Source organism: Desulfuromonas acetoxidans DSM 684, from assembly GCF_000167355.1.
Classification (GTDB): Bacteria; Desulfobacterota; Desulfuromonadia; order Desulfuromonadales; family Desulfuromonadaceae; genus Desulfuromonas; species Desulfuromonas acetoxidans.
On the sequence record NZ_AAEW02000018.1, the window covers coordinates 38,251 to 60,259 of the forward strand.

Here is a 22,009-nt window from a genome sequence, read left to right on the forward strand (position 1 = left end):
AGGACATATTATGACGTTAGATCTTTTTTTAACCCTTTGCGTTATCGTCATTGCCGCGCTTTATCTGATTCGCACGTTGCGCCGCCAAAAGAATAGTGGTGGAGGATGCTCGTGTGGTTCGGGGGGATCGTGTTGCGGTGGGGGACAGGAGTCTGGTGGATGTTGCCAGGGGCAGCACCATTAATTTGAAACCACAAGGGAGAGTTGGAACATTCAGCTCTCCCTTGTTGCTTGAAGATCAAGGTCAACGTCAAGGTCGCCGGGTTTCGTCCCGGCAGCCGACATCCTTTTGAACAGCGAATCGTGCACCTCATCCCTCCCGTACTGCAGCGCCGAACGCAATAAGCGTCGTCGTGATGGTTTTCGGCAAACTGTTTGAGCGCCAGCGAGTTTTTGCCGATATCACGGCGTAAGCGACTGAAGTGAGGGGACTCGAAGAGCGCGAAGCCCGGGAGTCGTTTGTCCGTCTCTTTTGACGACGCAAAAGGGACCCGACGTGTGGGCGCGGAAGCCCACGTCACGTGCGGACCACTTTCGCGAACAGATGACGTTCGCCAAAACGATCAGTTGAGTTATGCAAACCACTGAAGATCAAGGGCAAAGGCAAAGTCAAGATCAAGGTCGCCGGGTTTCGTCCCGGCAGCCGACATACTTTTGACTGGCCGCTCAAAAGTATGCAAAAGCCAGCTTGAACACCTCCTGAACCTGGATCAACCGACAATGCATCTGTTTCCGTGATGCTTCACGGATTCAGCTCGCCGCCCTTTAGATCGACGAATCGTGCAACGCATCATCTTTGGCGTAAATGTTGATAATAGACTTACGCCTCACTCTATTTCTTTCGTGATACCGATCAAACGGGTGGGCAGTGCCCACCCGTGCCTGGGTCTGTCATTTAGCAACCAAGCCCTCCCGTTCAGCAGCACCGAACGCAATGAACGTCACCGCGATGGTTGTCGGCAACCTGTTTGAGCGTCAGCGAGTTTTGCCGACATCGCGGTGTAAGAGAATGGAGTGAGGGAACCCGAAGGGTGCAATGACGGGAGTCGATTTTGCGGTACTTTTGTCGACGCAAAAGTGCCCCGACGTGCGGGCGCGGAAGCCCGCGTCACGTGGGTACCACCATCGCAAACGGATGAAGTTTGCCAGAGCGATCAGTTCCGAATGACGAACCACTGAAGATCAAAGTCAGGGTCGCCGGGTCTCGTCCCGGCAGCCGACATCCTTTTGATTGGCCGCTCAAAAGTATGCAAAAACCAGCTTGAACACCTCCTGACCCTCAGATTAACCGACAATGGGTCTGTTTCCGTTATGCTTCACGGATTCGGCTCGCCGCCCTTTAGGTCGACGAATCGTGCAACTCATCAGCTTTGGCGTAAAACGGTGATAACAACCTTAAGTCGCGCTCTATCTCTGGTGTGGCCCCGATCAAACGGGCGGGACGGTGCCCGCCCTACAGATGTGTGTTATTTACCACCCAACGTAATGACCATCACAGGGCAAACTCGGAGCGCGCGAAGCCCACGTCATGTGCGTACCCAAAAACACAAAAAGGTGGAGTTCGCCAAAGCAAACCCCACCCCCATTTACGAATCTATTTCGTCTAACTAATCAACTGTTCCAAAGCTACTTCTTGGCAATCACCCACACCGCATGCACGATACCGGGAATATAGCCAAACAAGGTCAGCAGAATATTAATCCAGAACGGCCAACCAATACCGACCTGCAGAAACACGCCCAACGGCGGCAGCAGGATGGCGCATAGAATCCGAACGAGATCCATAGCTCTACTCCTTATTATTTCTCTTGATGCTCTTCGATGGCATCGGTCACATCTTCTTTGACTTCAGCAGCACCTTCTTTCACATCTTCAACAGCCTCGTCCATCACCTCTCCGGCCTTTTCAAACATGCCTTTGGGATTAACGGTCTCTTCAACCGCATCCGTGGTCTGCTCAATGGTCTCATCGATCTTTTTGCCCGCCTTTTCCGCGGGACCTTCCTTTTCACAGCCGGTCACAGTCAAACAAAAAACAGTTGCCATAACGACAAAAAAGCCAATGGTCGGGTTCATCATAGGGTCTCTTCTCCTTAAATGTGATTGCCAAAACACCGCCTCGACAGGAAAAGCCGGCAGCAGGCTTACTTTGCGGCAATCGGTGGTAGACTTATTTCTGAACCGGCAGACCATCCCCCTTCGGGACGAGCTGCTTACGTTATAACATAACAGAATTGTTGCTCACTGTGTCAAGAACAACCTGTTCAGGAGTCCTTATGTCCCAGCCCGGCAGCGAACTGTTTTTTGCGGTACGACCCAAACTGATCGGTCATTATTTCGGTCAGTTCTGCCTGATTATGGCTGCCCTTAACCTGGTCACGCTGGTCGTCTCGCTGTTGACCGCCCCGGATTGGCGCATCTCGCTGAGCTATGCACTGATCATTCTCGGTCTGCTGCTGGCCTGGCTTGTATTGAAACGGCTGCGCGTCTCGCAACGGATGCAGATGAACGAAGCCATGGTGCTGGCTGCGCTGGTGTTTTTGGTGGTGCCGTTTATCATGACCATCCCGTTGTTGGTATCCGACATCCCGTTTATGGACGCCCTGTTTGAAACGGTGTCCTCCGTCACCACCACCGGCCTCAGCACCCTGCCCGGCATGGAGGGCAAGCCGCTGATTTTCACCTTCTCCCGCGCCTGGATGCAATGGTATGGCGGATTGGGCATTGTTGTCTTCTCCCTGGCGCTGGTGGTACGTCCCGGCCTGTCCGCCCTGCGCCTGGCGGCCATGGACGAACCGGACGATCTGGTCGGCGGCACCCGCGCCCATGCCCGACGAGTGGTGATTGTCTATAGTGTGCTGACGTTGTCCGGCATCATACTGTGGCTGGTGTTGGGAGGATCACTACGCAACGGCGTGCTCTACATCCTCTCTGCGGTATCCACCGGCGGTTTTGCCCCAACCTCGGGCAGTTTTGCCGACCTTCCCCATGTGCGCTTGGCGTGGGTGGTCACCCTGACCACACTGGCTGGTGCCCTGCCATTGGCGCTGTATCACCAAACATGGCGCGACGGGCTACGCCCGTTACTCGACAACGTTGAGCTGCGTCTGCTGATCCTGCTGATTGCAACCATGACCCTGCTGGTCACGCTGTCGATGTGGAGTTACGGCACCCCCTGGTCCACCGCCGTGCACCATGCGCCGCTGATGGTATGCTCGGCCCAGACCACGGCGGGTTTTTCCAGCCTTGATCCGGCGGCACTTGATCCCGGCTCCAAGCTGCTGCTGATCCTGTCCATGCTCATCGGCGGCGGCGTTGGTTCTACCGCCGGTGGCTTCAAACTGCTGCGCCTGCTGGTGCTGCTGACGCTGATCCGCCACTTTGTCCGCACCATGAGTGTGCCGCCCAATACCGTGTTGCGGCAAAAACTCGGTAAAAAGGTGCTGGAACAGGATGACGTGCAGGATGCGCTGATGATCATCCTGCTGTTTATCGGTGCTATTGTGCTGTCGTGGCTGCCGTTTGTCGCCTACGGCTACGATCCGCTCAATGCCCTGTTTGACGTAGTTTCCGCCACCGCCACCGTCGGCCTGTCCACCGGCATTGTCGGAGCGGACCTGCCCACCCCGCTTAAAGGGGTTTTGTGTGTCGATATGTTCCTTGGCCGTCTGGAATGCGTGGCCTGGCTGATTTTCTTTTACCACCGGACCTGGTTCGGTAGAAAGCGAGACAACTGATGCGAATCGTCTTTGTCGGTGCCGGAGAACTCACCGTAGAAACCGCCTCTTTACTCATTGCACGCAAACATGAGGTGGTGATTATTGAAGAGGACAAGGAGCGCATTGAGGAGCTGACCGAAACGCTCGACTGCAGTTTTCTCCACGGCGACGGCAGCCGCCCCAACATCCTCAGTGAGGCCGGGCCGGAACACGCCGACTACCTGTTCTGCCTGACGGAAAATGATCAGTACAACATCATTGCCGCACTGGTGGGGCGTTCGTTAGGCTACGGCCATGTGGTGATCCAGATTCACAATGTCGACTACCTCACCATCTGCCGCGAGCTGCGCCTTGAACATACCGTCACGCCATCGAAAACCATCAGCCGCTATCTGGCCGATACCGTGTCCGGGGTGGATGCCGTGGAACTGTCATCGATGATCAAATACGAGGCACGCTGCATCACGGTACAAATTACAGAAGACAATAAAGGCAAAATCTCCGACTTTGCCTTGCCCAAAGAGGCACGTATCATCGGTATTTACCGCGATAAACAGTTTTTGATTGCCGATGCGGAAACTGTTCTCAAAGAGGATGATGAGGCGCTGATTCTGACCCATAGTAAGCATCTGTCGGAGTTGACGGAACGGTTTATTGAACAGGAGATCGAGGAGGAAGGGGAAGCGGATTGACCGATATGGTCTAGCGTTCTAAGTCAAGGTCAAGGTCAAGGTCGCCGGGTTTCGTCCCGGCAGCCGACATACTTTTGACTGGCCGCTCAAAAGTATGCAAAAGCCAGCTTAACTTCTCCTGAACCTAAACTCATCGACCATGCGTCTGTTTCTGTCATGCTTCACTGATTCGGCTCGCCTCAACAAAGAGAATATTGGATAAACACGTCCTGTGTTTCCCAATAAACGCAAGCCGAAAATGCGATTTCCGTCTTGCTTACACCATCAAAGATGGTGGTCGCCCGTCCATGGCCTCCACAGACGGTTTTCAGCCGTCTGTCAGCTCGGCAAATCGTGCAACTCATCAGCTTTGGCGTAAAACGTTGATAATCGTCTTATGTCTTTCTCTCTTTTTTCCGTGGCACCGATCTAACGGGTGGGACGGAGCCCACCCTTCAGTAGTGTGTTATTTAGCACCCCAGCCCTTCCGCACTGCAGCGCCGAACACAACGAGTGTCGTCGTGTGGGCGCGAAAGCCCACGTCACGTGCGTACTTGATTGCGCAAACGGATGAATTCCGCCGAATCAATAGGTTCCAGATAACGATCCACGGAAAAAGAATAATCCTAACCTGAAAAAAACTTGCCCATCCCCATTTTATACTTTATATAGTTAGCTAATTGGCTAACTATGCAACAGATAGATTAAGGAGCTGATCCATGGAGTCCATTTCACAACTGTTTAAAGCACTCGGCGACCAGAACCGCCTTCGGGTAGTTGCCGCCCTGCTTGAATACGACGAGCTGTGCGCCTGCCAGCTTACCGAGTTTTTGCAAATCACGGCAGCGACGGCATCACGTCATATGGGCGTGCTGGTGGCGTCCGGCCTGGTCAGCAGCCGTAAGGAAAGCCGCTGGGTTTATTACCGTTTGACCCAAAAATCTCGACCGTTGCTGGAGATGCTGGATTGGTTATCGCGCCAACTGAAAAACGACACGACCATCAAGCAGGATCGCAAAACACTGGCGGAAATCACCTCCTGCGACAAAAACGATCTTTGCAAAAGACACAACACCCCCTGATCAATAAGGAGCCAACCCCATGAGTAGCAAATTGAAACTGTTATTTCTCTGTACCGGCAATTCCTGCCGCAGTCAGATGGCCGAAGGCTGGACCCGCCATCTTAAAGGCGATGTGATTGACGTCTACTCCGCCGGGATTGAAACCCACGGCCTCAATCCCAACGCCGTTAAAGTGATGGCCGAAGCCGGTGTGGATATATCCAGCCACCGCTCCCAGCATATCGATGAGTTCAAAGAGATCGCCATTGATGTCGTGGTCACGGTGTGCGGTCACGCCCACGAAACCTGTCCGTATTTTCCGGCCAATTGCAAAGTGGTTCATGTCGGCTTTGACGATCCCCCCAAAATGGCCAAAGAGCTGGCCGAACAAGGGGCCTCGCAAGAACAGCAACTGGACTGTTACCGCACCGTGCGCGACCAGATCAAAGCCTTTGTCGAAACCCTGCCCTCATCCGTCATGGAGTAACGCATGCACAGTGAAACACCGTTGGACAACACCCGTAAAATGACCAGCCTGTTTGAACGCTACCTGACCCTGTGGGTCGGCCTGTGCATCATCGGCGGTATCCTGCTGGGCAAAGTCGCCCCCAATCTGGCCAGCTCCCTCGACAATATGGCGATCCAGGTCAACGGCGCGCCCGTGGTTTCCATCCCCATTGCCATCTGCCTGTTTTTCATGATGTATCCCATCATGGTCAAAATCGATTTTGCCAGCGTCGTCAAAGCCGGGAAGAGCGGTAAGCCGGTCTTTCTCACCCTGTTTCTCAACTGGGCAATCAAGCCCTTTACCATGTACGCCATTGCCATGCTGTTTCTCGGTATTCTGCTCAAAAGCTTCATCGGTGCCGATGCCGTCGACCTGGTGAAAATGCCCTTCGGCCTTGACCTGCCGGTAGGTGCCAGCCACGGTGCCGGACTCGTCGTGCTGCACGATGGCGTAAAAATGCTGCAAATCCCGTTGTGGCGCAGCTACTTTGCCGGTTGCATCCTGCTCGGCATTGCCCCCTGCACCGCCATGGTGCTGGTGTGGGGCTATCTGGCGCGGGGCAACGACGGCCTCACCCTGGTAATGGTCGCCATCAACTCGCTAACCATGCTGTTGCTCTATGGCGTACTCGGCGGCTTTCTGCTCGGTGTCGGCCAACTGCCGGTGCCCTGGCAGGCACTGCTGCTGTCCGTCGCTATTTACGTCGCCCTGCCGTTGGTTGCAGGCTACTTTTCCCGCAAATGGATCATTGCCCATAAGGGCGAGCACTGGTTTAAGGAGAAGTTTCTCCATGTGCTGACGCCGGTCACGATCAGCGCCCTGCTGTTGACCCTGGTGCTGCTGTTCAGCTTTAAAGGGGAAACCATCCTCGCCAATCCGCTGACCATTGTCTGGATCTCGATCCCGCTGTTTTTGCAGACAGTGCTGATTTTCACCCTTGGCTATGTGGCGGCGAAGCTGTTAAAACTCGACTATGCCGACGCGGCTCCGGCAGCCATGATTGGCGCCTCGAACCACTTTGAGGTGGCCATTGCCACGGCGGTCATGCTGTTTGGCCTGTCGTCGGGTGCGGCCCTGGCCACGGTTGTCGGCGTCTTGATTGAAGTACCGGTGATGCTGATGCTGGTGGGGATCTGCAAACGCACAACCGGATGGTTTGAACACTCGTAGCAGAGAAGATGAGGTGGCCAAGGCGATGAGCAACGGCAACCAACCACAGCGATTGATTGCCATCGGCGATCTGCATGGTCAACGCGATATGCTGCGCCGATTGCTCAATGTCGTCCAGCCAAGCGCCGCTGATCAGCTGGTGTTTCTCGGTGACTATATTGATCGCGGCCCGGACAGTTGCGGTTTACTCTCCTACCTCATCGCCCTGCAACAACGCTTTCCCGACACCGTCTTTCTGCGTGGCAACCACGATCAAATGTTGCTTGATGCGCTGGTCGAGGTTGGCCTACGCCATGATGTGCGCCTGCGCGAAATCTGCTCACGCTATCAGGAGGACGTCGGATCTTTTTCCGATATCGATATTTTCTACAGCAACGGCGGCCGGGCCACGTTGGCCAGTTACGAAACCACGAAACTCAGCGATATCCCCCAAGAACACGTCGCCTTTCTGGAGAGCACCCGGCTGTGGTGGCCATGTGATCCGTTTGTCTTTGTCCACGCCGGGCTTCAGCCCGGCATCCCGGTGGAGAAGCAATCGATCTTTACCCTGCTGTGGGCGCGTAACTTACCGCCAAGCGATGATGGCATTATTCAGGTGGTTGGGCATAGTCCGACGGCAAATAACTGGCCGACGTTTGATGCGGGGCGTTATGCGATGGATACCGGGGCCGGGCATCATCGGGTTTTGACGGCTTGTGATGTGTTGACGCAGCAGGTTTGGCAAGTTTCGTAAGCGACGATTGCTCTTCGCCCCAATAATTCAGCAGTACCGCTCTTAAGAACTTCATCCGTTCACATCACTTGGTACGCACGTGACGTGGGCTTCCGCGCCCACACGTCGGGCCACATTTTGCGTCGACAAAAGTGGCGCAAAATCGACTCCCGACCATTGCGCCCTACGGGTTCCCTCACTGCATTCGCTTACGCTGAGATGTCGGCAAAAACTCGCCCTGTGTACCACAGTCCTCAAACAGTTTGCCGACGACCATCACAGCGACGCTCTTTCTGTTCGGCGCTGCTGAACGGGAGGGCTTGGTTGCAAAATAAAGAAGATGTAGCGAAGGGGATGCCACGGAAGAAATAAAGAGAGACGCAAGATTGTTATCACGGTTTTACGCCATGGTTGATGAGTAGCAGGATTCGTCGTTCTAAAGGGCGGCGAGCCGAATCTGTAACGCAGACGGGAAATCGACTCATTTCAGGTGGGTTTGCGACCCCCGGAGGGCCGGGTCTAAAAAGCCGGTTTTGCATCCTTTTGTCGGCTTACAAAAGGATGGCGCAAGCCGGGGCGCTTCCCGGCGGTTTTGACTTTGGTCTTGATCGTAAGATTCAAACGCACATAGTCCCCGAAAAAATCAATGTACCCTTTTTCCCGCCATCAGAAGAAACATCCGTTTTCTCTGTTATTTTTTAAATAAGCGCCTCATCCCTGCTCACCATCAGAAAGGCTGCCGCCATGGAAGACATTTTCAAATTCTATGATGATCTCGGCCCGACCAAGATCCTGCATATCTATGAACCTTCGCTCAACCTGAAAGCGGTTCTTGTGGTGGATAATGTCGCAGCCGGGCCTGCCATTGGTGGCCTGCGCATGGCTCCCGATGTCAGTACCGAAGAGTGCTGCCGTCTGGCGCGAGCCATGACCTTGAAAAATGCGGCTGCGGGCCTACCACATGGCGGCGGCAAGGCCGTGCTCTATGGCGATCCGAAAATGCCACACGACCAGAAAGAATGCCTGATCCGCGCCGTGGCCAATGCCCTGCGCGACATCAAAGAATATATCGTCGGCCCGGACATGGGCACCGATGAAGAGTGTATGGCCTGGGTGCAGGATGAGATTGGTCGCTCCGTTGGTCTGCCGCGTGAGATTGGCGGCATTCCCCTTGATGAGATCGGCGCCACCGGCTGGGGCTGTTTCACGCGACGGAGGTGGCATTGGAGGCGTGTGATTTCGGTCTCGACGGTGCCCGCGTTGTGGTGCAGGGATTCGGAGCCGTGGGCAAACATGCCGCCCGCTTTCTGACCGAGCACGGCGCGATCCTGGTAGGAGCGGCAGATTCACAAGGCACCATCTACAACGCCCAGGGGCTCAACATCGACCACCTTGCTGAACTCAAGGCCAACGGCAAAAGTATCACCGCTTATAAGGATGGTCAGCACGGCACCAAAGACGCTATTCTCGACATGGAGTGCGATATCTGGATTCCCGCTGCCCGCCCCGATGTGATTCACGAAGATAATGCCGAACGCCTCAAAGCCCGCCTCGTGGTCGAAGGGGCGAATATCCCCATCACCCATAATGCAGAGAGGATTCTTCATCAACGCGGCATCCTGTGTATTCCTGATTTTATTGCCAACGCCGGTGGCGTGATCTGCGCCGCTATGGAATATGAAGGGGCCACGGAATCGGCGGCGCTCGAAGCGATTGAGGAAAAGTTGCGTCACAATACTCGCAATGTTCTGGATGGCGTTAAACGAAAAGGGATTTTGCCCCGAGAGGCGGCTGTGGAGCTTGCAGTTCAACGGGTGAAAAAGGCGGGGTCGTTTCGGCGTTGGAATGTGTTTTGAGCTATCTTCCCGCCCAGGGTTCAGCATGACCGCTCTTAAAAGCTTCATCCGTTCACGTTATCTGGTACGCACATGACGTGGGCTTCCGCGCCCACACCTCGGGCCCCTTTTGCGTCGACAAAAGTGGCGTAAAATCGACTTCCGTCATTGCACCCTGCCGGGTTCCCTCTCTACATTCGCTTACGCTGAAATGTCGGCAAAAACTCGCTACCGCTCAAACAGTTTGCCGACGACCATCTCAGCGACACTCACTACGTTCGGTGCTGCAGAACGGAAGGGCTGGGATGCTAAATAACACACGACTGGAGGGCGGGCACCGTCCAGCCCGTTCGATCGGTGCCACGGAAAAAAGAGAGAAAGACATAAGACTATTATCAACGTTTTACGCCATAGATGATGAGTTGCACGATTTGCCGAGCTAAAGGGAGGCAAGCCGAATCTGTGAAGTAAAATGGAAACAGACACAGTGTTGGTGGATCCAGGTTCAGGAGAAGTTCAAGCTGGTTTTTGCATACTTTTGAGCGGCAAGTCAAAAGTATGTCGGCTGCCGGGACGAACTCCGGCGACCTTGACTTTGGTCCTGTGTTTCAGTAGTTCGTCATTCGGAACTGATCGCGCTGGCGAACTTCATCCGTTCAGCGCTGCAGTACGGAAGTGCCGGGCAATGCCCCTCATCATCCTCATAAATACTGAATACAGCAACGGCATGACATCATCGTTAAAGCATGCTAAAACAAATTGTTCCGTTTCACTTCATCAGCCCTCCTCCACTTCAGAAAGGACGCCATCATGGTGCAACGCTTGTGCTTCCTGCTTATTCTGCTTCTGCCCACCCTGAGCTTTGGTTACAACGCCGACTCCACCTGCGTGCGCTGTCATGGCGATGAAATTCAGATGACATCCCTGGGCGCTCCAGCCCTGTATCTCGACCCGCAGACCGTGGACGACGAAGTCAACATGGGCGGTATGCCCACCTGTGTCGACTGCCATCAGGGCGACAACACTACTCTGGATAAAGACGCCGCGCATCAGGGCGTGCTCAAGCCGTTTTTGATGGCCGTTGGTGGTGCGTACAAAGGCGAGACCATGGATCGGCAGCAGGTCGGCATCACCGCACTGGAACCGCAGGACCGAGACTTTGACGCCATGATTCCCAAGCCGGATAAAGCCACGCTGAAGCAGGCCAAAGCAGGCAAAATTCTCGGCGTCTATTATCACGACCGCGATCCGCAGACCTTTGCCTATGCGCCGGAAGTGGCCCGCGCCACCTGCGGCAAATGTCATGATGACGAGGTCACCGCTTACAACAGCTCCACCAAGGGGTTGCTCAAACATCAGCGCGCCTTCCGCACCTTCAGCGAAGACCTGCCCGGCCCGCAGAACTGCGGCCCGTGGTTCGGCGATAATTATGAGGCCCTGGCCAGTGAATGTGCGGTGCCGTTTGATGCCGCGCAAAACAACGCCTCGGCACGCCAGTGCAGCAAATGCCACGCCGGGTGCAACGATTGCCATTATCACGCCTACAAAGGCCAAGGCCGTCACCGCTTCGGCCCGCCCGAAGCGCCATCCTGCTATGGCGGTGGCCGTGCCAGCCTGTGTCATGCCGGGCCTATGGATCGACGCCGTGGCGCTGGATACATGCGCGGCGAATACGCCTTTCCGTCCGACCTGCCCGTAGGCGTGCATGTGCAGAACGGTGTCGACTGCATCGACTGCCATCAGATCGACAATCACCAGTTCGGCCACCTGGCCAGCGACTCGGCACGCAACTCCTGCCAACAGTGCCATGAACAGATCGTCGCCGCCGTCGCCCAGTCCAGCCACAGCAATGTCGATTGCAGCGCCTGCCACGTTCAGACCGTCGGCGCGTATCAGTTCACCTTCTGGGGGCCGGGCGTGGTCGCCGGGGTGGAAACACCCTTCACCAAGCACAAGGAATATTACGGCACCCGCTCCCTGCCGACGCTGATTAAAAACGCCGCCGGGAGCTGGATTCCGGTCAAGCCCTACCCCATGGCCGCGCTCAACCAGACCAAGGATGTCGCCCCCACCGACCTGAAGTTCCGTGCCATCCCGCAACGCACCATCAAAGGAGATACCAGCATCGGCGAACCCGAGACCTTCGCCATTGCCCGCGAGCAGACCGACGTCAACGACGCCTTTATCGTCAACGGCACCCGCAACGACTTGCCGCACAACAACAAGGCCTTGTTGTGGATTCAGATGGACAAAATGAGCCACGCCCTCGGCCAGGCCCGCACCTGCGATAGCTGCCACACCAGCCACGCCCAGGTCGCCGAGTCTAGCTACACCTACGCCAACAACAAGGATGTGCAGCAACCGTTCACCGGCAGCTACACCATTGTTGCCGATACCGACGGGATGCGCTTTGAAAACATGAAAACCAGCACCATCGTCCCAACGGCCAAACGGCAGATTGCCGACTTTGCACCGTTCATCACTTTCCCGGAAGGCTGGAATGTCAAAGGGATCGATTTCTCCATTCCGTTTCGCCCGCAGGAAGTGGCGACGGCGACCACTGAGTTAGAGAAATTTCTTGCGGAATTGGATAAGGTGGAAGACCGTGATGTGGAGATGATTCGGGTTGTGGCTTGGCATAATTTGGAGATGGCGAGGGTGATGCTGATGGAGAAAAAGGATTAGTCGTACTAAAAAAAAGCGGGATCGACAACGGTCCCGCTTCAAACAATCGCTAATTATTTGGGCTTAAATTTACGATCGAGAGCTTCTCTTTTAGCTTTGCCCTTTTGGACTTCTCCCTGAGCGACATTACAAGGAATCAAAGTCAAAATCAATGACCACAATTGAATATATGTCAACAAACCTAGCATGGAAAAAGATAGCTGTCTGATGAGCACGTAGTTTTCTTTGGCCAACTGAATTTGCTTCAGCACTGGAGCAAAAAGCCCGACGAGCAAAACAATAGAAAGAATAGCTGTCGAATAAACCATTGGGGCTATTAGTTTTTTTACTCTTTCAGCTTCTACGGCATTATCTTTTGTATCTCTGCTCTTTAAAATGTTTGTCAGTGCTTTTGGGTAGATAATTGCTATCCACGCTCCCATTACCCCAAAAATAATGGCAGCTGTGTTTCTGAGTGATTCATAAAGCGGCCACTGCTCCGAAAAACTAACATTTCCTCCAAAAAAGAAAAAAGTTAGCAAAATTACAATTGCCAAAATGTAAAAAATTATTTTCACCATTCTATTACTTCAAGAAAAGCATCTCTGTTTTCTATTAGTGCACCTAACAGAGATTCAGCATTTATTACTTCATCATTGTCCTTTTCGATATCGACCGTTTGGCTGGCTTTCGCAAGGGAATTGCTCAACCATTTCGGCTGAGGGTCACCTTCCATTTTAAACCCTATATCATTCCAAGTCCCTCCTGCTGTTTCATTCCAATTATCAATAATTTCATCTAGTTCTCCAGTCCCAGGCTCAAAAGGCATATTGTATTCAATCTTAGCATGCATATCTGGGGCAGGAGGCTCACCAAGTCCAAAACGATTTAAAAGTCTTTGGTAAAACTCTACTTCTGCCTGCACGTTAACATCAAGGGTGGTTTTCCTAATCATCTTTCTAATCCTCACCCTATTGTCTTTAATGTAGTTAATCTCGCCAGGATTTCTGATCGGAGATGATGCAAAGGCTGGATATAAAGTGTCTGTCACTTCCCCTGTAAGCAGGTCACGATAACCATGAACCGCATAATGTCCATCCATAGCAGGATCCTCCTCTTTGACAACATGATCACTGAAAACATCCAGAAAACCATTGAGGTATTTTACAAGATTTTTGTGTCCATTGAGAGTTCTGCTTCCAAATCTGATTGTTGCAAAAATATTATTCTGAGGCAAAAACCAAAAATAAGTTGCATAACCGGGAATGGTCCCCTCCGGTAGCGCATTCATATGTACCGTGCTGTGTCCCAAAGTACTATTAGCTTCAATTGAGGCAACACGGCCTTCATTCGATGGAGTTTCATTCCAAGTAGTAAGCAGGTAATCCCCAGTGTTTTTTTCGTTGATAAGATTGCAGCAGAAAGTCCTGAGAATCTGATCGTCATCTAGGACCTCATAGGTACAACTATCATTCAAAGTAAAATCATCCTGAGAAGCCCAGCGGAAAAGTTGATCTAGAATATTCTCTATACCACCAAACGAGTTAATATCATTTCCTCTTTCGTAATAGCCACATTTGTTTATTCTGTAAAAATTGACTTTCGCTTCTTCAATCATTATCACTATTCTCTTTCATCAGTATGTGGTTTTGAATGTTGCTGAGCAGGGAAAAGGGGACAGGCTACTTTTCCCTGCTCCTCGGCCTACCCTTTGGCCTCATTGTCGACTCAAGACCAAATTTCAAACACATCTTTCGTTGCCATTCCCCGGCCCCAAATGGGGCCTGTCGGGATAGGCTCTCAAGAAACATGGGCCTCTCTTTTTCCGTCATCTCTGCATCAACGAATTCGGCCCAGTTGCCAACGAAAGGCACCGGTAAAGCGGCAATAACACTTCCGCCCACCTTGCATTGACTCCCCCTCGCTAAAGTAGCCTGTCCCCTTTACCATGTGTCCCCTTTACCATGGTTCAAAAGACTCTCTGTTGAACTCTGGCTTGAACTTTGAAAAGGTCTCGACCTAGGATCAATCAACTGCCGGACCTTCTGTCTCTCCAGAATGGCTACAGAATGTTCGATAGTCCGCCATAGCCAACAGTCAGAACGTAATAACCTTCCTTCGTGGTTTCTATCACTTTACGATTCCCAAACTTGTGTGGTTCCAGCATCGAAAAATGACACATCGAGCGTTGTCTTACCTTTCCGAGCAAGTGCCAGAGCCTTTGCCCGACTAATTATCGCTTTATTGGCCGCGCTCGTCGGATCGCCATATATCCCCACGTAAACGTGACGAATTTTTCCTTTCTCAATCCGCTTCAGGTAATGCTCGTCGTTCTCTGCTAAAGAATGGCCGTAGATGAACAATGCACCACCAATAGAACTGAAGCTCCGGTAGGCTTTAGCCAAATAATCATTATGCCGAATTCTCTCAAGCTTTTCTTCACTCGTACCTTCGGCAACGAATAATGGAAAATAACTTCTTTCTAGTGCATCCCGGATTTGCTCAATCAGTCTAATCCCGGTGTTAACCCACGTGTATTTCTGAAGTTCGGTTCCAGTATCAAAGATATGGAGTGCACCATGCAAAAACCAAGTATTTTGCCCATAGCTATTTTCCGGCTCCCAAGTAACGTAATTAGCCTCCAAGTCATCTTCAGGCTTTCGAAAGCCATCGTCTGATGAAGGATTCACACCGGGCTGAGTATGCATCTGCACCCAATACAGAAGCAGGTCATAGTTCAAAGTGTAGACGGTATCGAAGTTATTAAGGAAGACCCTGCAGACGGCATATTCTACATCTGTCAACTCTCCCGGCCACTCTGGATGGCTTGAAGCAATTGCCTGCACGAGAACCTCCCGTAATCCTTCAGCATCCTCAACCATCTGAGCAGGCACATCACCATGCACATCTTCATAAAGTGCAACTAAAGCGCTAGCGTCTCTAAGCGCCTTTATGACTTTTTCGAAATCTTGGGTACCTAGCGCCTCGAACGCATGCCTTGCCGAGGGAGACAGAGCAGAGAAGTCGGCCCGCTCAAACAGCTTCCCATACACGAAAATGTCTGGGCGGCAGGCAATACTAAAACCGTTACCAAGTAGTAAATGCCTTTTGGTATATCTCTCAGAATCCTTGAACGCTTGCTTAAATGTGAACATATAGAACTCCTTTTTTATCCAATCAGAAGAGGGAAAGGGGACAGGCTACTTCTCCTGTCTCCTCGGCCTTCCCTTTGACCTTATTGTCGACTCAAGCCCAAATTTCAAACACATCTTTCGTTGCCATACCCCGTCTCCGAATGGTGCCTGCCGGGATAAGCTCTCAAGAAACATGGGCCTCTCTTTTTCCGTCATCTCTGCATCAACGAATTCTAGAAACACAAAGGGGTCAAGTCGTCCATTGACCAACCTATCTTCAGGAGGGAGTAAGGCCTTGAATGACAACATTTCAGCCAGACATTGCTTGAAAAAATGCAAATCTATTCGCCATTCTCAATCTGGCTAAATTCTGTCTCCTCACGAAACAGCGGTTTTATCAGAATGTTATTAATATGCCCCCACGACGTTTTCCGCTGGCGCGTATTGAATGCATGCACATTTCGCGCATGTGAAATTTTAACTCCCCCTATCGCATAAATCAGGCTATTCCCGGCATGACTGACCTTCGTCTTGCCTTTTGAGATGACAAGGCTGCCATTTCCCAAGCTTCCATCGTGGCCAATATCGACATCACCACCACAGACAATGACATTGTTGCCACTATGCGAGATGTCGAGCGAACCGGATGAAATAATGATCGAGTTTGTTGCGTGGGCAATCGTGAGGTTTTGACCGGCAATGACCAATTGATTATGAACTCGGGTCAACGTAAGCGGCTCGTTGTCGCGAATCACGCTCACCGGCGAAATCGTCTCGAAAACGGCTTTCCTCTCTTGGGGAATCTCCAGTCTGTCGAGAATGTCAGCCACGCCTTGTTGCGCTTTGGCAATGATTCTTTGCTGCTCGTAGGTAACAGGCTGCTCGGTCAGTTGCAGCAGACGGTCTCCGGTGTAGGTCGTGCAGGCTGAGACGGAAGCAATCACCAAGCCGATTAAGACGGTGCGAAGGACAAACGACATTTTTCTCCCAGGGATAAAAAAGCAGAATTTGTGAAACCTCGCTCATCTTATACACTTGGGGATTAATGAACAATCTTGATTCCGATCTAATCACACGTTCTTCGTCGAACACCGCAGGTTGCCCGTTTGACACCTCTCCCGCAAACGCGGATAATGACGCCTCACAACACACTGCCTCTCATCCCAAGGCTCGATCCATGACCCAGCCCCGCACTTACGTCACCGATTTCCACATCCACTCCCATTACTCGCGTGCCACCAGCAAGCAATTGACGCCGGAATATCTGGCCTACTGGGCGCGCATCAAAGGAGTGCATGTGGTCGGCAGTGGCGACATCACCCATCCGGGCTGGCTGGCCGAGCTGAAGGAAAAACTGGAACCGGCCGAGGAAGGATTGTTTCGCCTCAAACCGGAGTACGCCGATGTGCCGGAGGTCGAGGACTTCCCAGCACCGGATGGCGAAGTGCGTTTCATGCTTACCGGCGAGATCAGCAACATCTACAAAAAAGCCGGTAAGGTGCGCAAGGTGCACAATGTGATCTGCCTGCCGGACTTTGCCAGCGCTGAGGCGCTGCAGACCAGGCTGGATAAGATCGGCAACATCACTTCGGACGGGCGGCCGATTCTTGGGCTGGATTCCAAAGACTTGTTTGACCTGTGCCTGAATGTGTGCGAGCGCACGATGTTTATTCCGGCGCATATCTGGACGCCGTGGTTCTCGGCGCTGGGCGCTAAGTCGGGTTTTGACAATTTGACGGAATGTTACGAGGAGCTGACCCCGCTGCTGGCGGCGGTGGAGATGGGCCTGTCCACGGACCCGGCCATCAACTGGATGTGTTCGTTTCTCGACGACTTCACCCTGCTGGCCAACTCCGACGCCCATTCACCGGAAAAGCTGGGGCGCAACGCCAACCTGTTGGCCACGGACCTGAGCTATACGGCGCTGCGTGAGGCGGTGATCAAGGGCGACGACGGCTTTGTCGGCACCATTTCGTTTTTTCCCCAGGAGGGCAAATACCACTTTGACGGCCACCGCAAGTGCGGGGTGTGTTTTGATCCGGTGGAGACTTTTCGCCACGACGGCCTATGCCCGGAGTGCGGCAAACCGCTGACCGTAGGCGTGGCCAACCGGGTGGTACAACTCTCTGATCGCAGCGATATTTTGCAGCGGCCGAATCGCAAACCGTTTCATTCACTTATCCCACTCAAAGAGCTGCTCAGCGAGCTGATGGATGTCGGACCGACCAGTAAAAAAGTAGCCAAGGTCTATCAGGGGTATATCCGCCAATGGGGACCAGAGCTGACAATCCTCATGGACCTGCCACTCGACATCATCGAACAACAGAGCGACGCCCTGTTTGCCGAGGCGATCCGTCGCATGCGCGCCGGAGAGATTCTCATCACAGAAGGCTACGACGGCGAATACGGTCGCATCCGCGTGTTTGACGACGGCGAGAAGGAACGCTTCACGGCACAGGGCCAACATGCCGCAGCGCTGCAGCCGCGCAAAAAGCGCTCCCTGCTCACCTTTGATCTGGAGGAATACCGCCGCCTGCTAACCCAAAAAGAACGGAAAGTGCACCTCACAGACATGGAATAAACATCTTTTTTCTTACGTTTTTCGTCCGAGAAGTCGAAAAGAAAAGGACGCTAAAACGATAAGTTAGGATACCCCATGCCCGTTCAAATCGTTCAACAGTCTCAAAGCACACAAGTCCGCTCGGCTCCGCCGGTGAAGAACGGGCAAACGGACGATTTTTCTCGCATCCTCGTCCGAGCCCGAAATAGCGCACAACCAGAGCAACGTCTTTCTTCGCCATCCTCGCCCCCACGCCATGTTCCGGCTATCTCAACCGACGCCAGTGATTGGCAGAAATATCGTGACGAACAGTTGCTCAGTAATCCCGGTGGCGAGAACTATTTCATCCCCAGCGCCGCTCAATCCGAAGAGTCCAGTACAATCGACAATCTCACCAAAGATCTGTCCGATGTGGTCGACAACATCGGCAACTTTTTCCAGAACCTGCTGTTTGGCGCTGAAACGCATTACCGCGATGAACAGGGCGAGGTGCAGACCAGTCAAAACCGTGGCCTGGTCGGCTCGCTGGTCGATTTGGTCTGCGATGTGGGCAGTGCTCTGAGTTTTGGCGCTTGGCGCCCTGACGGCGAAGCCGCCCCCGAAGGATTTCAGGAGCGCGCCAGCTTTGTCTTCGACAAACTGACGGAAGCGGTGGCTGACGATGTGGTGGCCGGGGTTGGTGGCAGTGTTAATCACATGGGCGAAGATCTGCTGCTGGCGGGCTGGAATCTGGTGGAAATGGTTCCCGATGCAACGATCAGCAATGTGGATGCGGCCGAAAAGGTAGTGTCCAATGTTTTTGACAATGGTCAGGTGGTCATTGATTATCTGACCGATGTGCTTCCCGGCGCAGAGGCCTGGCTACGCATTCACGCCACAGACCTCAACGACAACCAAGTGCCTGTTTTCTACAATCTGACAACCCCGGAAAACTTCACCGGCGACACCCGCTGGGAACAGGTCAGCAATACACCACTGCGCAAGGCACTCGAAACCGTTGGTTCCTTGTTAGCCGACGGCGCCATGCTGATGCTTTTGGGGCAATTGCCGAGCACGTCTCAGGATCATCACTAGGATGTCATGATTCGTGTCGATGCTTTTGCTTTGCACCACACACCGCAAAGGCGGCCAACCCGCCAAGCAATCCGCCCAGATGAGTCGTCACCACCGGATGACCGATGTCGCCTAAATGCAGGTGATGAAACACGACGTTACCGGTGGCGACTTCCCACACGGTCTTGCCCACCAGAGCGGCCAAAAACAGTCCACCGATTACACGACTGTCACTGTTTTTCATCAGCTCCAGACAACTGACGGCCATCAGACCATGGGCCACGCCGGACAGGCCACAAAGACCATAAACATAAATAACCCGCGACACCAGCAACGGCACGACCAGACTGCCGACAACGGTCCACAACAGAAACATGAAGCGCCGCGCGTGCAAGCCATGATAAAGCAAAACAAAGGTCAGGCCGTCAATCAGCAGATGGTACCCGCTGACATGCACCCACGGCCAGGTGAACAATCGCCACCACTGACCGGAGGCAACCGCTGAGGCATCGAACATCAATGCCGTGGTCGGCACGCCAGACCAAAACAGAGAGACATTGCACAGCCCGAGCACGGCAATCCAGAGCAGTGCAACTGAGAACGGGCTGGATGGGGTGGCGATGGTGGCCCCTTTGATGGTGGTATCGGCAACAGACATGAAGCTTCTCCTTGACGATAAGGCCGGGTACGCATGTGCGCACCCGGCGTTGAGAATGAGGCGGAGAGTTAACGGTTACGTTTGCGGCGGTTGAGCCAGGCCACCAGTGGCACGGCGATCAGGCTCACCGGGCCGGAACCGTGGCCGATACCGGGTGACGGACGGTTGTTGAAGGTACTGGTCTGTTGAGCCGGAGCCGAAGCATCATCGGTTGAGCGCTGTTGCGGCGTGTTATCGACGCGGTAATTGCGCACCGGTTGCTGACTGCGTTGCTGTTGGGCCTGGCGTTCCTTGGCCACGCGGTCGGCGTTGCGACGGCTGATCCCTTCTTGCTCGTAGACATCGTCGTTAAGCACCAGCATCGAGGTGTAATCGGTGACCAGGGAGTAATGGACGCCGAGGTCAACAATCTGGCTGGTGAGCTGTTCTGTTTCGCCCAGCTCGCGGACCTCGGCCATCAGTTCGTCAATGCGGGACAGCGCCCATAACCGCTCCAGTTCCGGGTTATCTGTCGCCACCTCGGGCAACATGGCGGTGCAGCGCCATTCTTTCTCTTCGCCGGAGATGCGCGCTTTCATTTTGATCGTCACCTCGCCGGAGCCGTGGTAGTGACCGAACAGCACCAGTTGCTGACCGAGATAGAGGTTGCCGATGGTGGCCGGAGTCAGGTCATCGACCTTTTCACCGTCGATTTCAATGCGCACATCATGCATCTTTTCGTAGAGCACTTTCGCTTTGGCCTGAATCAACCGACCCTGGATATCGTCCACATCGGAAATCTGCATGGCAAAGCCCCCGGAATCTTTGGCGAGGCGGTCGAGCAGCGGTCGATTGGCGCTGTTGCCGATAACAAAGGTGAACAGGCGCACGTCGTACTCGGTGAGCAATTGCAAAAACTCGCGCTGTTCGGTGCGACCAACATTGGCGACACCGTCGGTGACCAACACAATGGAGGTGGTGCGGTCGTCGTCCAGGCGACGGCAGGCGGTTTCCAACCCGGCAAACAGGTTGGTGCTGCCTCCGGCGGCGATGGTTTTGACGCGGTTGATCCATTGGCCGACGGCTTCCGGGGTGGCGGTGACAAAACCACGGGTCAGGTCAGCGGCGGATTGATTAAAGGTGATGATGCGAAAACGGTCGTTGCTGTTGAGTTTGCCCAACGTCTGGCTGACACCATCGGCCAGGGTGGCGATTTTGTGGCCATCCATGCTGCCGGACACGTCGAGAACAAAGGTCCAGTCGGTGCCTTCGGTAATCGGCTGCAGATCCGCCGCCGGAGTGACCACCAGCATCATGGTGCCGGTTGCATTGCGGTCAGCTTTGTAGGGGATCAACTCGATGCGCGCCGGGGTGGTGTCATCCAAACGGTAGAGAAAGACGATATCCTTGTTGAGGCTCGCTCCGGCGGGACGGTCGATGGTGACATCGACAATTTGGTTGTTGCCCTGCTCGCCGCCCTGTTCACTTGCCTCCTCGCCGTCACCATGTGTCGCGCCGCCATACTGCACCACGGCTTCGTTTTCCAGACCGGGCAGACGCACATCCTTGATGGGAAAAGCGGATTTCAGTTGCAGATGGAAATGAAACGGACCGGACACGCGATCATCCACCGACCAGAACGACAGGCGCTCTTCGTCGGTATTGCCTTCGCGCAGCGGATAAAGATAGCGGCCAATATTGAGGTCAATTGACATCGGCTGATAGTAGACCAGCCGCACCCGCACATCGGCCTGGGGCGGGATATTGCCGATGCGGGTGTCAAAGCTTTTGAAATCGTTCTTTTCGGCCAGGGCCACTTGGTTGCCCTGGGCTTTCTGCTGCTCGTAAATCTGGCGGGAACGTTCCTTTTCCACCACTTCGCCGAGAATTTCCCGTTCACCGACCCACATAGACAGCTCAGACAGGCTGGCCTGATGGGGCAACGGAAACGAGTAGAGCCCCTCAATAGCGCTGGTGCCGCTGTTGGTAAACACCTGATCCACCTCGGTGCGGACAAAGCCGTTATTGATGGTGACATCGACCCGGTGGGCGCTGATAGCCAGAGCGGCATCGTCGTTGGCGCCGACGGGCTTGAGCAGACCGGCGGCCAGCGCCGTGCCGGACAGAAACAAACAGGTGGTGATTGCAATCAATGGAATTAGGGTTTTCTTCAGTAATGATCTCATGACAAGTCTCCTTTACAATAGGTAAGATGACTTTCTCTATCGCAGAAGACGTGCCACTTTTTTGCAATCCACGTAAGACACTGAAACTAAAAGATTCCTA

The 22,009-nt window shown here is 53.6% G+C and carries 20 protein-coding genes; 12 read left to right on the plus strand and 8 right to left on the minus strand.

Annotated features, from left to right (window positions below; translation table 11 throughout):
• Positions 1-10: 10 nt before the first annotated feature.
• On the plus strand, positions 11-184 hold the full coding sequence (locus DACE_RS18220) for a FeoB-associated Cys-rich membrane protein (protein ID WP_155809138.1): 174 nt from the start codon (positions 11-13) through the stop codon (positions 182-184).
• Between the two features lie 1,442 nt (positions 185-1,626).
• On the opposite strand, the gene DACE_RS17970 is transcribed toward DACE_RS18220, so the two are convergent.
• A complete protein-coding gene (locus DACE_RS17970) occupies positions 1,627-1,785 on the minus strand; it encodes a YqaE/Pmp3 family membrane protein (RefSeq protein ID WP_006002110.1) in 159 nt (52 codons plus the stop codon).
• Positions 1,786-1,799: 14 nt separating this feature from the next.
• On the minus strand, positions 1,800-2,078 hold the full coding sequence (locus DACE_RS13580; protein WP_006002111.1) for a hypothetical protein: 279 nt from the start codon (positions 2,076-2,078) through the stop codon (positions 1,800-1,802).
• Positions 2,079-2,275: 197 nt separating this feature from the next.
• On the opposite strand from DACE_RS13580, the gene DACE_RS13585 reads away from it, so the two are divergent.
• From DACE_RS13585 to DACE_RS13620, 9 genes are all read left to right on the plus strand, one after another.
• A complete protein-coding gene (locus DACE_RS13585; protein ID WP_006002113.1) occupies positions 2,276-3,736 on the plus strand; it encodes a TrkH family potassium uptake protein in 1,461 nt (486 codons plus the stop codon).
• The gene (locus DACE_RS13590) at positions 3,736-4,410 is read left to right on the plus strand and encodes a potassium channel family protein (protein ID WP_006002115.1); all 675 of its coding nucleotides are present in this window, start codon (positions 3,736-3,738) and stop codon (positions 4,408-4,410) included. Before DACE_RS13585 ends, DACE_RS13590 begins: the two co-directional genes overlap by 1 nt.
• Positions 4,411-5,108: 698 nt before the next feature.
• Positions 5,109-5,471, plus strand: a complete 363-nt coding sequence (locus tag DACE_RS13595; protein WP_006002117.1) for an ArsR/SmtB family transcription factor — start codon at positions 5,109-5,111, stop codon at positions 5,469-5,471.
• 19 nt (positions 5,472-5,490) lie between these two features.
• Positions 5,491-5,937 carry an arsenate reductase ArsC gene (locus DACE_RS13600; protein ID WP_006002119.1) on the plus strand — a complete coding sequence of 149 codons (447 nt, stop codon included), beginning with the start codon at positions 5,491-5,493 and terminating at the stop codon, positions 5,935-5,937.
• Between the two features lie 3 nt (positions 5,938-5,940).
• Positions 5,941-7,128: an ACR3 family arsenite efflux transporter gene (gene arsB / locus DACE_RS13605; RefSeq protein ID WP_006002121.1), complete on the plus strand. Its 1,188-nt coding sequence runs from the start codon at positions 5,941-5,943 to the stop codon at positions 7,126-7,128.
• Positions 7,129-7,141: 13 nt separating this feature from the next.
• Complete coding sequence (locus DACE_RS13610) at positions 7,142-7,861, plus strand: metallophosphoesterase family protein (protein ID WP_155809139.1); 720 nt, start codon at positions 7,142-7,144, stop codon at positions 7,859-7,861.
• Between the two features lie 723 nt (positions 7,862-8,584).
• Positions 8,585-9,151 (plus strand): Glu/Leu/Phe/Val dehydrogenase dimerization domain-containing protein, encoded by a 567-nt coding sequence (locus DACE_RS18725; RefSeq protein ID WP_238326425.1) that lies wholly within the window; start codon positions 8,585-8,587, stop codon positions 9,149-9,151.
• Positions 9,064-9,696, plus strand: coding sequence for a glutamate dehydrogenase (locus DACE_RS18730; protein ID WP_238326426.1), 633 nt, complete (start codon positions 9,064-9,066; stop codon positions 9,694-9,696). The genes DACE_RS18725 and DACE_RS18730 overlap by 88 nt, the downstream gene beginning before the upstream one ends.
• A 789-nt stretch (positions 9,697-10,485) precedes the next feature.
• Positions 10,486-12,360 (plus strand): cytochrome c3 family protein, encoded by a 1,875-nt coding sequence (locus tag DACE_RS13620; RefSeq protein ID WP_006002125.1) that lies wholly within the window; start codon positions 10,486-10,488, stop codon positions 12,358-12,360.
• Between the two features lie 53 nt (positions 12,361-12,413).
• On the opposite strand, the gene DACE_RS13625 is transcribed toward DACE_RS13620, so the two are convergent.
• From DACE_RS13625 to DACE_RS13650, 4 genes are all read right to left on the minus strand, one after another.
• The gene (locus DACE_RS13625) at positions 12,414-12,920 is read right to left on the minus strand and encodes a hypothetical protein (RefSeq protein WP_006002127.1); all 507 of its coding nucleotides are present in this window, start codon (positions 12,918-12,920) and stop codon (positions 12,414-12,416) included.
• On the minus strand, positions 12,914-13,957 hold the full coding sequence (locus tag DACE_RS13630) for a hypothetical protein (protein ID WP_006002128.1): 1,044 nt from the start codon (positions 13,955-13,957) through the stop codon (positions 12,914-12,916). Before DACE_RS13630 ends, DACE_RS13625 begins: the two co-directional genes overlap by 7 nt.
• A gap of 517 nt (positions 13,958-14,474) precedes the next feature.
• Positions 14,475-15,494, minus strand: coding sequence for a DUF4917 family protein (locus tag DACE_RS13640; RefSeq protein WP_006002130.1), 1,020 nt, complete (start codon positions 15,492-15,494; stop codon positions 14,475-14,477).
• Positions 15,495-15,814: 320 nt separating this feature from the next.
• Positions 15,815-16,453, minus strand: coding sequence for a hypothetical protein (locus DACE_RS13650; protein WP_006002134.1), 639 nt, complete (start codon positions 16,451-16,453; stop codon positions 15,815-15,817).
• Positions 16,454-16,650: 197 nt separating this feature from the next.
• On the opposite strand from DACE_RS13650, the gene DACE_RS13655 reads away from it, so the two are divergent.
• Both DACE_RS13655 and DACE_RS13660 read left to right on the plus strand, forming a co-directional pair.
• Positions 16,651-18,054, plus strand: a complete 1,404-nt coding sequence (locus DACE_RS13655; RefSeq protein ID WP_155809140.1) for an endonuclease Q family protein — start codon at positions 16,651-16,653, stop codon at positions 18,052-18,054.
• Positions 18,055-18,129: 75 nt separating this feature from the next.
• A complete protein-coding gene (locus DACE_RS13660; protein ID WP_006002138.1) occupies positions 18,130-19,107 on the plus strand; it encodes a hypothetical protein in 978 nt (325 codons plus the stop codon).
• Positions 19,108-19,111: 4 nt separating this feature from the next.
• Here the strand turns inward: DACE_RS13660 and rrtA are convergent, their stop codons facing one another.
• Positions 19,112-19,744, minus strand: coding sequence for a rhombosortase (rrtA, locus tag DACE_RS13665; protein ID WP_006002141.1), 633 nt, complete (start codon positions 19,742-19,744; stop codon positions 19,112-19,114).
• Between the two features lie 68 nt (positions 19,745-19,812).
• On the minus strand, positions 19,813-21,909 hold the full coding sequence (locus DACE_RS13670) for a VIT domain-containing protein (RefSeq protein WP_006002143.1): 2,097 nt from the start codon (positions 21,907-21,909) through the stop codon (positions 19,813-19,815).
• Between the last annotated feature and the right edge of the window lie 100 nt (positions 21,910-22,009).

Bases quoted from the DNA above. Each gene is read 5' to 3' on its own strand.
- DACE_RS13625 (WP_006002127.1), bottom strand. From the start codon at position 12,920: ATGGTGAAAATAATTTTTTACATTTTGGCAATTGTAATTTTGCTAACT.
- DACE_RS13655 (WP_155809140.1), top strand. From the start codon at position 16,651: ATGACCCAGCCCCGCACTTACGTCACCGATTTCCACATCCACTCCCAT.
- DACE_RS13640 (WP_006002130.1), bottom strand. From the start codon at position 15,494: ATGTTCACATTTAAGCAAGCGTTCAAGGATTCTGAGAGATATACCAAA.
- DACE_RS18725 (WP_238326425.1), top strand. From the start codon at position 8,585: ATGGAAGACATTTTCAAATTCTATGATGATCTCGGCCCGACCAAGATC.
- DACE_RS13585 (WP_006002113.1), top strand. From the start codon at position 2,276: ATGTCCCAGCCCGGCAGCGAACTGTTTTTTGCGGTACGACCCAAACTG.
- DACE_RS18220 (WP_155809138.1), top strand. From the start codon at position 11: ATGACGTTAGATCTTTTTTTAACCCTTTGCGTTATCGTCATTGCCGCG.
- DACE_RS13590 (WP_006002115.1), top strand. From the start codon at position 3,736: ATGCGAATCGTCTTTGTCGGTGCCGGAGAACTCACCGTAGAAACCGCC.
- DACE_RS13650 (WP_006002134.1), bottom strand. From the start codon at position 16,453: ATGTCGTTTGTCCTTCGCACCGTCTTAATCGGCTTGGTGATTGCTTCC.
- DACE_RS13600 (WP_006002119.1), top strand. From the start codon at position 5,491: ATGAGTAGCAAATTGAAACTGTTATTTCTCTGTACCGGCAATTCCTGC.
- arsB (WP_006002121.1), top strand. From the start codon at position 5,941: ATGCACAGTGAAACACCGTTGGACAACACCCGTAAAATGACCAGCCTG.
- DACE_RS13660 (WP_006002138.1), top strand. From the start codon at position 18,130: ATGCCCGTTCAAATCGTTCAACAGTCTCAAAGCACACAAGTCCGCTCG.
- DACE_RS13670 (WP_006002143.1), bottom strand. From the start codon at position 21,909: ATGAGATCATTACTGAAGAAAACCCTAATTCCATTGATTGCAATCACC.
- DACE_RS13630 (WP_006002128.1), bottom strand. From the start codon at position 13,957: ATGATTGAAGAAGCGAAAGTCAATTTTTACAGAATAAACAAATGTGGC.
- DACE_RS13620 (WP_006002125.1), top strand. From the start codon at position 10,486: ATGGTGCAACGCTTGTGCTTCCTGCTTATTCTGCTTCTGCCCACCCTG.
- DACE_RS13580 (WP_006002111.1), bottom strand. From the start codon at position 2,078: ATGATGAACCCGACCATTGGCTTTTTTGTCGTTATGGCAACTGTTTTT.
- rrtA (WP_006002141.1), bottom strand. From the start codon at position 19,744: ATGTCTGTTGCCGATACCACCATCAAAGGGGCCACCATCGCCACCCCA.
- DACE_RS17970 (WP_006002110.1), bottom strand. From the start codon at position 1,785: ATGGATCTCGTTCGGATTCTATGCGCCATCCTGCTGCCGCCGTTGGGC.
- DACE_RS13595 (WP_006002117.1), top strand. From the start codon at position 5,109: ATGGAGTCCATTTCACAACTGTTTAAAGCACTCGGCGACCAGAACCGC.